This window comes from Marivirga harenae, assembly GCF_030534335.1.
GTDB lineage: Bacteria > Bacteroidota > Bacteroidia > Cytophagales > Cyclobacteriaceae > Marivirga > Marivirga harenae.
Map to the genome: position 1 here is coordinate 3,558,959 of NZ_CP130565.1, position 12,260 is coordinate 3,571,218.

General features: G+C 35.7%; 12 protein-coding genes. 2 read left to right on the forward strand and 10 right to left on the reverse strand.

Features of this window, described 5'->3' with window-relative positions; translation table 11 throughout:
- Positions 1-4: 4 nt before the first annotated feature.
- Both Q3Y49_RS15115 and Q3Y49_RS15120 read right to left on the reverse strand, forming a co-directional pair.
- Positions 5-313 (reverse strand): response regulator transcription factor, encoded by a 309-nt coding sequence (locus Q3Y49_RS15115; RefSeq protein WP_303269285.1) that lies wholly within the window; start codon positions 311-313, stop codon positions 5-7.
- A gap of 86 nt (positions 314-399) precedes the next feature.
- Complete coding sequence (locus Q3Y49_RS15120) at positions 400-1,734, reverse strand: sensor histidine kinase (RefSeq protein ID WP_303269286.1); 1,335 nt, start codon at positions 1,732-1,734, stop codon at positions 400-402.
- A 197-nt stretch (positions 1,735-1,931) separates the two neighbouring features.
- Between Q3Y49_RS15120 and arfB the strand changes: the two genes are divergently transcribed.
- Positions 1,932-2,351 carry an alternative ribosome rescue aminoacyl-tRNA hydrolase ArfB gene (gene arfB / locus Q3Y49_RS15125; protein ID WP_303269287.1) on the forward strand — a complete coding sequence of 140 codons (420 nt, stop codon included), beginning with the start codon at positions 1,932-1,934 and terminating at the stop codon, positions 2,349-2,351.
- Position 2,352: 1 nt separating this feature from the next.
- Here the strand turns inward: arfB and Q3Y49_RS15130 are convergent, their stop codons facing one another.
- From Q3Y49_RS15130 to Q3Y49_RS15140, 3 genes are read right to left on the reverse strand one after another with little or no spacing between them, the layout of a single operon-like run.
- Complete coding sequence (locus Q3Y49_RS15130) at positions 2,353-2,841, reverse strand: DUF427 domain-containing protein (RefSeq protein ID WP_303269288.1); 489 nt, start codon at positions 2,839-2,841, stop codon at positions 2,353-2,355.
- An 11-nt stretch (positions 2,842-2,852) separates the two neighbouring features.
- Positions 2,853-3,422, reverse strand: coding sequence for a pyridoxamine 5'-phosphate oxidase family protein (locus Q3Y49_RS15135; protein ID WP_303269290.1), 570 nt, complete (start codon positions 3,420-3,422; stop codon positions 2,853-2,855).
- Positions 3,419-3,916, reverse strand: a complete 498-nt coding sequence (locus tag Q3Y49_RS15140) for a hypothetical protein (RefSeq protein ID WP_303269291.1) — start codon at positions 3,914-3,916, stop codon at positions 3,419-3,421. The genes Q3Y49_RS15135 and Q3Y49_RS15140 overlap by 4 nt, the downstream gene beginning before the upstream one ends.
- Before the next feature lie 234 nt (positions 3,917-4,150).
- On the opposite strand from Q3Y49_RS15140, the gene Q3Y49_RS15145 reads away from it, so the two are divergent.
- Positions 4,151-5,557 carry an alpha-amylase gene (locus Q3Y49_RS15145; protein WP_303269292.1) on the forward strand — a complete coding sequence of 469 codons (1,407 nt, stop codon included), beginning with the start codon at positions 4,151-4,153 and terminating at the stop codon, positions 5,555-5,557.
- Positions 5,558-5,647: 90 nt separating this feature from the next.
- Here Q3Y49_RS15145 and Q3Y49_RS15150 read toward each other — a convergent pair whose 3' ends face one another.
- The 5 genes from Q3Y49_RS15150 to Q3Y49_RS15170 form a co-directional block, all read right to left on the reverse strand.
- Positions 5,648-6,277, reverse strand: a complete 630-nt coding sequence (locus tag Q3Y49_RS15150) for a SanA/YdcF family protein (RefSeq protein WP_303269293.1) — start codon at positions 6,275-6,277, stop codon at positions 5,648-5,650.
- Positions 6,277-6,969: a TrmH family RNA methyltransferase gene (locus Q3Y49_RS15155; RefSeq protein ID WP_303269294.1), complete on the reverse strand. Its 693-nt coding sequence runs from the start codon at positions 6,967-6,969 to the stop codon at positions 6,277-6,279. Before Q3Y49_RS15155 ends, Q3Y49_RS15150 begins: the two co-directional genes overlap by 1 nt.
- Before the next feature lie 6 nt (positions 6,970-6,975).
- Positions 6,976-9,579, reverse strand: coding sequence for a DNA gyrase/topoisomerase IV subunit A (locus Q3Y49_RS15160; RefSeq protein ID WP_303269296.1), 2,604 nt, complete (start codon positions 9,577-9,579; stop codon positions 6,976-6,978).
- 82 nt (positions 9,580-9,661) lie between these two features.
- Positions 9,662-11,521: a DNA topoisomerase IV subunit B gene (locus Q3Y49_RS15165; protein ID WP_303269298.1), complete on the reverse strand. Its 1,860-nt coding sequence runs from the start codon at positions 11,519-11,521 to the stop codon at positions 9,662-9,664.
- 224 nt (positions 11,522-11,745) lie between these two features.
- A complete protein-coding gene (locus tag Q3Y49_RS15170; RefSeq protein ID WP_303269300.1) occupies positions 11,746-12,207 on the reverse strand; it encodes a hypothetical protein in 462 nt (153 codons plus the stop codon).
- Between the last annotated feature and the right edge of the window lie 53 nt (positions 12,208-12,260).

The window sequence follows — 12,260 nt, forward strand, 5'->3', positions numbered from 1 at the left end:
ATTTTTACACTACATCAAAAGCTAACGCATAATTATAAATTTCAGTAATATTATGAGTTTCAAGCTTTCTATTGATGTTTTTTCGATGCTGTTCAACTGTATTCCGACTAATACATAATTTATCGGCTATTTGTGGATTATTATGATTGTTTACCACTAATTCAAAAATCTCTAATTCCCGAGTAGTTAAAGAATTAAACTTTTTAAGATTTTGAACTTTAAAATCCTCTTGTTTAACGATCCGATTAAGTTTATGGAGAGAATAAGATTTATCTAAAAGTATTTTTGTTGGTTTTGGCTCATAGGAGGACATGATGGAATAATTTGGTTGTAATACTAATTGCTGTTAAAAGTAAACAGATTCTATAAAATAATCAATACCTATATTTTGGTATATTTTTAATTTACTAAAGGAAATTCAACTTTAAAAACAGCCCCTTTTCCACTAGGATTTCTTTCATACCATACTTTTCCATTACTTAATTCAACATATCGTTTCACTAAGGACAAGCCTAATCCAGTAGAACTTTCGCCTGCTGTGGGCCGAGCACTGAGTTTTGAGAACTGCTTAAACAATTTATCCTTTTCACCTGGATGGATACCGGGCACCTCATCCGCAACACTTATTAGCAATTGGTTATCGTCATTATAGACACCAACTTCAATATTTTTCCCTCCCTCAGAAAACTTAATTGCATTTGACAAGAGATTTTCAAAAATTAGATGAATATAGGTTTGATCACCCTCTATTACAGTTTTCTTTGCTTCAACAATTAGATCAATGTTTATGTCCTTCTTATTAGCTAATTCTTGCATATTCATTACCAATTGATGTAATAGAGTAAAAACATCAAAGCTAGAAACATTAACTTTGTCATTACCATGCTCAGATTTATCCATTTCCAAGACTCTATTAACTAAATTTTCAGCATTATTAGAAGTTTGAAATAATAGCTTCTTTATTTCTTGTTTACGCTCCTCATCTTCTTCCATATCCAATAGTTTTATTAAGCCTTGGATATTCTTCAGAGGACTTCTGACATCATGTGCCAAAATTCTTATCACATAGTTTTTATGATCTATTAAGGTGGCAAGTTCTTCCTTTTGAGTAGCAATTGTCCTTTTTTGCTCCATCAAAGTATTGTTTTGATTAGCTAATTGATTAATGGCTGAGGTTTGCGTGGATTGGAAAATATAAGCTATAACAAAAATGATGAGCAACAATCCCGGTTGGACCAAGGTTATCCATAAATCCCGATCAGGCGAGTTAAATTGATTTGGTAATTCAAAACCTGATATTTCTAGTAGCCCTATTCCTACCATTATCAAGAAGCTAACAGATCCCCAAATCAATGCAGAAGACCTATTTACCACCAGTAGCGCCAAAACCGGAATGGAAATTATCCATGGATATATAGCGGAATTAATACCTCCTGACGTAATAGCGAGTACAATAACTGCAATGGCACCAACAAATACATACAAATTTCCTATTGTATTAACTGAAAGCCTAGTTCTGAATAAAAAGGGTAAGAGTAAAAAGCCTATGACATTAAATGCCATTAACTTAACACCCATATCAAAATTAAATAATAGGCTTAGTAAAAAATAGCTTCCAGAAAACGGGCTTGTCAAAAGTGATGCTTTTATCAGTAGTCTGGTTTTTCTAAGACTGACCTTATTTACTTTTCTATCCTCTGTTATAAAGAATTCTATTAGCCCCTCTATTTTCATCTAGTTAACAGCATTTGTACGTACAACATAATTTAATACTCAGCAAATTAGTGGAATTTAATCAGCAATAAATTAAAAACTGTCTAAACATTTTTACGATTCGATCAATAGCTATATTCTTTCTTTAAGTCGTAATGGATTCAGAATCTTCCTGCTGAACTAAGAACTTCTGGATGACTTTATCGATTAAAAAAAGTATGAGTCACGTAAAATTTAAATTCAGTAAAATCAGGAAAGAAATTACAGTCTCCACAGCTAGAAGTGGTGGCGCTGGGGGGCAGCATGTAAATAAGGTCGAGACAAAGGTAATATTACGGTTTAGTGTAAATGAATCGCAAATATTATCCGATTTTGAAAGAGACACAATCTGTAAAGCGCTCACCAATAAACTAAGTAAGTCTGGCGATCTACTAATAACAGCGGAGAATCACTCCTCACAAATAAAAAATAAGGAATTGGCCTACAAAAAAATGGAAAGAACCTTGTCCAAAGCCTTTGTAAAACCAAAAATCAGAAAGAAAACGAAACCAACTAAGGCTTCTCAGAAAAAACGCTTACAAAAGAAAAAAATTCAAGGTGAGAAAAAGAAAATGCGTAAAAATCCAATGAAGGAATAGTTTACCAGCCCCAAGTGCCTTTGGCTCCTTTAAACGGTCCCACAATTTTGGATGTAATCCATCCTCCATAGAAATCTCCTTCCTGAGCCTGAACTTTTTCGTTCCCTACATAGCAAGCGTCCATTTTATGAGCATAAACTGCTATATGGCCCTGCAATACTTTGAATACACCTTTCGGTGTTGGATATCCCCAAGCAGCATTTGATACCAATCGGTTCCTATTTCTAATGTCGTAGTAAAACGCAATTCCTTTAAATTCGCAAGCAGTACTAAATACTCCCTCTACTAGAGTCTCTTTTTTGAATGAAGAGATAGGTAAATAGTAGGTAGGTGGATGGCTGGTTTCCAAGACTCTATAGGATTGATTTGTATCTGCTATCACTTCCTGATTAAATACAATTCTTAAATGCTGTGTTACTGCTTCTACTACTGGTGGTCGTGGATAATCCCAAACTGATTCCTGACCTACCTTGGGTTTAATCTTTTTCATTTTGATGTTAATTAAGGTACTAAAAAGGAGGCTTTATCAGCTTCAAAATCGAATTGTGCTCTAATGTGCCCTTCCGAATTCAATTGAAGGATTTCAGCCTGAGCAACTTCCAGTCTGATTACAGCAAAATATTTATCATCAATATCTGCTTTCATTTGAAGGGCGTTTTGTAATGAATTCATTTTCAGTCCAGGTCTGAATTCCGTATTGTAGGATTCTTTTCCTCCATTCATGGAGTTCCAGTGGCCATCTGCAATTTCATCTTGATGGTGAATATATGCCTTAGCTCTTAATTTAATCTGAAATCTTCTTTGTTTATCATAAGCCAAAACACTTACCAGATTGTTTTCTGTTATTTCACTAATTTTTTTTGATCGGTAGTCTGTATAAATATATAATTCTTTACTTCCCGTCTTAAATTTCCTTAAAACCACATATCTAGAATTGGGAAATCCATCTGTTACGGTATTAAGAGTGAGGAAGCGAAAGGCGGAGTGCTTGTCATTCCCTGCTCTATTGAGCACCTGTACAAGTACCGTCTTAATTTCCTCAAGATTGATTCCAGGCTTAATCAAACTCATTTAAGTAGCTTTTTTATCCCCTGATTCATTTTTTTTCCAAATCTCTTCCAAAAAATGTTTTGGCTCCATGACCAGATATTAAAGAATCCGTTGTGGACAAAACAGCTAAGTTGAACCCTAACAATTCTCTTATCTCCTTTATCATCCGTCCAAAACTCAAGTCGGAATGGTCTTACTAATCGAAATGAAAGCGCATAGCTACCGTAAAAGTATTCAAGATCTCTGTAATGCGGAGTAATTTCTCCAATTTTTCCTGCCAGCGATAAACCTGGCCCGTGATGATTGTTCAAAACACCCGTAACAAAATCATGAGCTTGGTCTGCGCTTCTCAGGAATTCAACCTTAAATGGCCAAACTTGTGATTTAATAAAAGTGTTTGGATTATTTAGCCATTTCCAAATCTGCTCTTCTGAATATTTACTTTCATATTCCTTAGTAAAAAGATGAGCTTTAAATCCCTTCGGCTTTATATTTGTTGTTTTTTCAATATCCATGACAAATTTTTATTGATAACTCTAGAAAGACACAATTGTTGATATTTTTTGAATAGCATATCTAAAATATAACTTTTCCATTATCAAGACTGTCAAACTAAACCCTATATAATTCAAAATCACTTTCCCAATTGCAATCGAAACCGCAATCGTTTTCGGAATTTTTGTTCGTAAAATCCTTTTATTTTATATTTTAAATAAGGTAATTAAGCTTTCAACCAAATAATATATTTTATGAAACGATTAATTGCACAACGATTTATTGCATTATTACTGATGGTAATAATTGCATCCTGCTCTGATGAAAATAAGCTTGAAGAGCAGCGAAAGCACTCGAACAAAAAAGCGACCGATCCATTTTCAGACGTCACCAGAAATGATGGCAATAGCAATCAAAGAAATCCTGGACCTGGGGGTGGCATCATTATGCAGGCTTTCTACTGGGATGTGCCAGCAGGCGGAACTTGGTATCAAACCATTGAAAGTAAAATCGCAGATTGGGATGCAGCAGGTGTCAGTGCCATTTGGCTCCCTCCTGTTTCAAAAGCTATGAATGGCGGATATTCGATGGGATATGATCCTTTTGATTACTTCGACTTCGGTGATTATAATCAACAAGGTTCTGTGGAAACTCGTTTTGGATCTCGATCTGAATTGGAGAGTTTAATCAATACTGCACATCAATTTGATATTGATGTCTATGCCGATATAGTCCTAAACCACAATAGCGGAGGTGATTTAGAATCCAATCCATATACTGGAACAGATACTTATACAGATTTCAATCCAGCTTCCGGTAAATTCTATAGATCTGCAAGTGATTTTCATCCCAATGCTATTGTAGGAAGTGATGAAGGTGTCTTCGGTGGCTTTCCAGATTTAAGTCACTCTAACACATATGTACAAGATTGGCTATGGAATAGAAGCGATGGAGTAGGAAAATATTACAGAGACGAATTAGGTTTCGATGGTTGGAGATTTGACTATGTAAAAGGTTTTGGAGGCTGGGTAGTCCGTGAATGGATGAATAACGTAGGCGGTTTTGCCGTAGGTGAATATTGGGATGGCAATGCACAACTGCTTCAAGATTGGGTCAACAGTACCAATAGAACCTCTTCCGCATTCGATTTTGCATGCTACTATAGAATGGATGAAGCTTTTGATGGAAATGATTTAACAAAATTACAAGGCGATATGCTTTGGAAAAGGGATGCTGCGAAAGCGGTGACATTCGTAACCAATCATGATACAGATGAGATCTGGGATAAAATGCATGCATATGCCTATATCTTTACCCACGAAGGTTATCCTACTCTTTTCTATCAAGATTATGAGGAATGGCTAGATCAAAACAAATTGGATAACTTAATGTGGATTCATAGAAATTTAGCGACTGGCGGAACTAATATTTTATATGCTGATAATGATGAGTATGTTGCCAGAAGAAATGGTAATCCTGGTATTGTGGTTTATCTAAATGATTCCAATCAGTGGCTTGAGCGTTGGGTGCCGACTAACTGGGGTAATGCTGTCATCAAAGATTATACAGGGAATTCCAATTGGGAGCCAACTACACAAAATGACCAATGGGTAAAAATTCAATGTCCGCCAAATAGTTATACAGTTTGGTCTTTGAAATAATTTTATTTTAGCTGTTAGAAAGTCATCCAAAGTGAATTGGGTGGCTTTTTTCATTTCAGCTCTCAGCCCATTTAAAATGACAATTATATATCACCTGTTTCCTTTGAAATTGATATAATTATTATTTAAGATATATAGGTCTAACAAAGCTTTGGGACGAGCAAAAAATTCTCTGATAGTCACTTGAGTGGAGGAATAGACTGGGACTTCTGCTGCTGGAAAGGCAATAGCATCCATTTCATAATACTGACTGATATAAAGGGCTCTAAAGGCGTGGAATTCTTGTGTAATAATCGTAACATCATTATGATGAAATACTTCTTTGCACCGAGCTACACTTTCTATGGTTCGTAGGCCAGCAGTATCAATGGAAATAACCCTTTCAGGAACACCTTTCTCCATTAAAGCTTTTTTCATATCACTAGGCTCGTTATAGTATCTAGTTCTATTATCCCCACTGAGCAATAACCCTTTTACTTTACCCTTATGATACAGTTGAGCTGCTGCCTCCATCCTATTATCAAAAAAACTATTGGCTTCACCTTTCACATTTCTCTTGCTAGTCCCCAGAACTAAAGCCATTTCCTTGATTGGTATGCTATCAACATCCTCATATATATAATCGCTAGTTTTTGAAATAATGAAAACATTGGAGAATATGGCAAATACAATTGCGGATATTAAAAGGAATAAGCCAAGGCGAATAGAAAATTTTATCATTACAATTTATCAGGTTCAAAAGCCTTAACGAAGAATCTTTCATAATCGTCAGGTCTGGCCATACATTTTTTATACCATTGCAAACGGTAATCGGCCTTGGTTTGATCGTCAAATTGCCAATTTTCTACAAGAGATCTTATTTTACTGATTAAGCTGTAAAATATAATGCCGGATGCTACTGAAACATTATAGCTTTCAGTGAAACCATGCATTGGCAGACGAACAAAATCATCTGCCATTGCTTTTGATTCTTCGCTTACCCCATCTCTCTCATTTCCCATTACCACTGCAAAAGGCTGAGTTAAATGCAAGTCCTCTGGAGAACAAGCATTTCCATTTGGACTAGTAACTACGATTTTATAGCCTTTTGATTTTAAGTCACTCAGCACATCTTTCGTAGGCGTTTTACTTTCGGGATACTGGTGGACATCCACCCATTTAATTGCCCCTCTGCTGACTCCTCTACCTAATTTGAATGCATTTTCATTTTCTATTATATGGTAGTGCTGAATTCCCAAACATTCTCCAGATCTAATAATCGCATTGGCATTATGTGGATCCCTTATATCTTCCAAAACTACTCTCATAAATTCGGTTCTATTTTCAAGAACGGATTCAATAAAGCCTTTTCGTTCTTCGGAGAGAAATTCCCCAAATTTTTGAGTGAGAAAATGATTTAATTCAACGTCCATTTTCGATTAAAACAAGCCTAATTGCTCTTTATCATCATCTACATCAAATTCAATGGAGTCACCTGATTTAAACTCCTTAGGCTTTTCTTCTTTTTTGCTTTCCAATAATTTTACTTTTGTAACATCATATTGAGAAAGTTTATTTCCTATTGCTTTCCAGCCTTTAACGTCAATAAGCATGTCAAAATCATAAATTGCTGATTCTTTTTCCCTGCCTTTACCTTTCCTGAATTCAATTTCAAGCTGAGGATCCTTGTCTGTAGTCACCAAAGTGAGGACGGACTTTTTATGTTCCGAAATAAAAACAAATGCTTTATTCAGAGTTCGCGTTTCAATCTGGAAACGCTTCACATAATAGTTTTTAGAAGCCCCATCATAATAAACGCTTGCTATCACTTTATTAGGATCAAATTTCTCTATTAGTAAGACCTTGTCCCCATCAAAACGATTGGTCAACTCATAATTGCTTAGTTCATATGACCCATCTTTGTTTATAACCAATATATTATCGTCACCATGGAAGGAACCGATCATCTGTCCTCTTTCATCAGTATTGAGTTTACCTACTGACTGATCATAATAGATCTTCAGGCCACCAAAACTACTTTCTCCAAGCAATTTAAATTCAATCTTCTTAACAGGATATTTAGTCAGAATATTACCTCCAGCTCCTCTGCCCTTAATTTCCAATTCAGCAAAATCAAAATCAAATACTTTTACTCTCGCCCTGCAAGAATTCGATAATTTAACATTAATCACCTCTGATTCTCCATTTGGACGAGCTTCCAAATACAATACCTTTGAGCCTTTTGCACCCTTAGAAACATCATAATCCCGATCCCTGGTAACCGATAAAACCTGAAATCTCTTCACCATTGTTCGACCGGTCTTCCCGTCTAAATAAGCTGCGTTATAAACCCTGCGTTCATCATTCTTTCTAAAAATATCAACATGTATAATGTCTTTCCCAACGAACACCTTTTCATCAATTCTAACTACTTTGTAAGTCCCGTCCCTTTTAAATGCAATTACATCATCCAAATCAGAGCAATCAGTCACGAACTCATCCTTCTTCATACCGTAGCCAATGAAGCCTTCCGCACGATTAACATAAAGTTTCTGATTATTGGCCGCAACCGTATGAGCCTGGATATTATCAAAACTCTTTATCTCTGTTTTACGCTCTTTGCCTTTTCCATACTTCTCTAATAATCCTTTATAATATGCTATGGCATATTCGGTTAGATGTTGCAGGTGATGTTCCACTTCTTTCAACTCCTCTTCCAATTTGCGCATCAATTCATCCGCCTTGAATTTATCAAATTTGGAAATTCTCTTAATCTTAATTTCCGTTAATCGGATGATGTCCTCTTGCGTTATGTCTCTGTAAAATTGAGGTTTGAATGGCTCTAATCCCTTATCAATAGTCTCAAGAACCGCTTCCCAAGTTTCGCATTCCTCAATATTTCTATAAATCCTGTTTTCTATGAATATCTTTTCTAAGGAAGAAAATAGGATTTTCTCCATTAGCTCTCCTTTCCTGATCTCCAGTTCACGCTCCAATAGATTAAGCGTATCATCCACATTCTTTTTCAGAATCTCATTGACAGGCAAGAAATGAGGTTTATCCTCAATGATAACACATGCATTAGGAGAAATGGAGACTTCACAGTCTGTGAAGGCATAAAGTGCATCGATAGTGATGTCCGGTGATTGACCAGCAGCTAATTGAACCTCAATTTCCACATCTTTAGCCGTGTTATCTACTACTTTTTTGACCTTAATCTTTCCTTTATCATTAGCTTTGATGATAGATTCAATTAAACCAGTTGTGGTTGTGCCAAAAGGAATGTTTTTGATTAAAAGTGTTCGCTTCTCTCCTTCCTCTATTTTAGCTCTAACTCTGATTTTACCACCTCTTAAACCTTGGTTGTATTCCGAAAAATCGGCCATTCCACCAGTCGGGAAGTCCGGATAAAATTCTACTTTTTTATTCTTTAAAACATCAATACAAGCATTGATTAATTCACAGAAGTTATGGGGGAGTATTTTGGTAGAAAGACCGACTGCAATCCCTTCAACACCTTGAGCTAATAATAGTGGGAATTTTACTGGTAATGTAACCGGTTCTTTTTTTCGTCCATCGTAGGATAACTGCCATTCTGTAGTTTGAGGATTGAAAACTACATCTAGTGCAAATTTTGAGAGTCGCGCCTCAATATATCTGGGGGCAGCAGAACTATCTCCTGTTCTAATATCGCCCCAGTTCCCTTGGGTTTCAATTAGAATATCCTTCTGACCCATATTTACAATAGCATCGCCTATAGAAGCATCACCATGTGGATGATATTGCATAGTTTGTCCAATGATGTTCGCTACTTTATTAAAACGCCCATCATCCATTTCCTTCATGGCATGCATGATACGTCTCTGGACAGGCTTAAAACCGTCTTCATTAGCAGGTACAGCTCGCTCAAGGATTACGTAAGATGCATAATCTAAAAACCAGTTTTCATACATACCTGAAACTGGAATCACATTGTGTAATTTATCTTTATCCTCTCCGTTTTGGTTGTTATTAGGTTCTATATTCTCGTTATTTTCTTCCATTTGAATTGATCAAAGACGATATTTTTTGTTCCGTGACAAACTGAATTATTGAAGAACTGAACTTCAACAATTGTACAACAAATTAAGCTTCGGCTAATTCTTCCTCTAAATCCTTCTCCACCCTTAATTTATCAATAATAAACTGTTGTCTCTCCATGGTATTTGTTCCCATATAGAAAGTCAACAGGTCTTTTATTTTTGTTTGGTTATTTAAGATAATCGGATCCAATTTGATGTTCTCATTGATAAACTCACCAAATTCCTCTGGAGATATCTCTCCTAAACCTTTAAATCGAGTGATCTCTGCCGCTTTTCCGATTTTCTCTATTGCTCTTCTTCTTTCTTCATCAGAATAGCAGTAAATCGTTTCCTTTTTATTTCTTACTCTAAACAAAGGTGTATCTAAAATATACAAATGACCATCACGCACTAAATCTGGGAAAAACTGCAAAAAGAAAGTCATTAAAAGTAAACGAATATGCATTCCATCAACATCGGCATCAGTGGCAATAATCACTTTTCTATATCTAAGCCCTTCCAATCCTTCTTCTATATTCAATGCATGTTGCAAAAGGTTAAATTCCTCATTTTCATACACTAATTTCTTGGTTTTACCATAGCAATTTAATGGCTTGCCTCTAAGACTAAAAACAGCTTGAGTCTGGACATCTCGCGATTTAGTGATAGAACCAGAGGCAGAATCTCCCTCGGTGATGAAAATCATCGTATCATCTTTTCTATCATGTTTATTATCATCATAATGAACTCGACAGTCACGTAGTTTTTTATTGTGAAGGTTGGCCTTCTTAGCACGTTCGTTGGCGAGCTTTTTTATTCCAGCCATGTCCTTACGTTCCCGCTCAGATTGCATGATTCTCTTCTGAAGGGCCTCAGCAGTCTTAGGATTTCTATGCAAGTAATCGTCTAATGCTTTCTTGACGAAATCATTAATGAATGTACGCATTGTAGGTCCATCTGGCGCCACATTTTGAGAACCTAATTTAGTTTTGGTTTGAGATTCAAAAACTGGCTCTTGAACTCGGACAGCCACGGCAGCTACTACTGCTTGCCTGATATCTGATGGATCATAATTCTTTCCGTAAAAATCACGAACAGTTTTCACAATAGCCTCCTTAAAAGCAACTAAATGCGTTCCTCCTTGTGTAGTATTTTGGCCATTTACAAAAGAATAATACTCTTCTCCATACTGATTGGCGTGAGTCATAGCCATTTCAATATCTTCTCCTTTCAAATGAATGATTGGGTATCGATTAGTTTCTTCGTCAGATTTTCTATCCAATAAATCCTTTAAGCCATTTGCTGAATGAAACTTCTCACCATTAAAATTAATGGTTAAACCAGAGTTAAGAAAAGCATAATTCCACATCTGTTCTTCCAAGAAACCAGGAATAAAATGATAATTTTTAAATACTGTTTCATCTGGCTCAAAGGCAATCAAAGTACCATTCCTGCCGCTCGAACTGCTTACATTCGCATCATTCTCAATAACTCCCCTCTTAAATTCAGCAATCTTTGTTTGGCCTTCCCTGAAAGCTTGCACTTTAAAATAATTAGATAAGGCATTGACTGCTTTAGTACCAACTCCATTCAGACCAACGGACTTTTGGAATGCTCCTGTATCATATTTACCTCCGGTGTTGATCTTGGAGACGCAATCTACCACTTTTCCGAGCGGGATGCCTCTGCCATAATCTCTCACCTCTACTCTCTGATCGGTTATCTTAATTTCTATTGTTTTTCCAAACCCCATCATATGTTCATCAATGGAGTTATCAATCACTTCTTTAACCAAAACGTATATTCCGTCATCAGGAGATGAACCATCACCTAATTTACCAATATACATTCCAGGACGCATACGTATATGTTCCCGCCAATCCAGTGATTTTATACTGTCCTCATCATATTGAAATTCCGCCATCGTATTTATGGATTGAAAAGTTTATGCTTACTCAAATTTTAAAATTACAAAGCTTTTTCTAATTGTAAAGCTTTTTGATTTCCAGACCAATTGATTTTAGGTATGACAAAGCACCTAAACAGATAAAGCCTTACATAAAGCAAAGCCAATAAAATATTTGAATATGAGATGTTTAAACTGATCTTTAAATCAATCTAACCATCATGAAAAATATTTGAAAAAAATTATTTATTTCTTCTTAAGATGAACGGCAACCAAAGTACCCAGAAGAAAATAAGCAAAAGACTCCCAATTAATAAAGGCAAGTACCCAGTTTGGGTTAAACCATCTTCATTGTTTACGAAAATAAATACAGTAAGCAAACTTGCAAAAAATAAATTAAACGCACCTGCCAAGCTTCTTGCCCATGAGGCTAAAGTATTTCTAGCTTTTTCCTGCTTAAAATAGAAATTAGAGCCTATCGGTTGACTATTTATCACTACAGCTAGGGCAACACAGATAAGTACAATTACAGTAGGAATTATTAATCCTGAATAAAACAATGTATTGTTGCTGAATTGAATTTGATTATCTAATACCTTGATTTTCACACTAGATAACTCAGCAAAATATGCATAAGTATAAAATAAAACCGCTAAATAGGCTAAGCTAGTCCCAATCAAAAAAGCTCTTGAAATCCTTTCCATATTAATTATTTATTGGCAAAATTAATCGGATTCATGAGTATTTCAGCATTTTT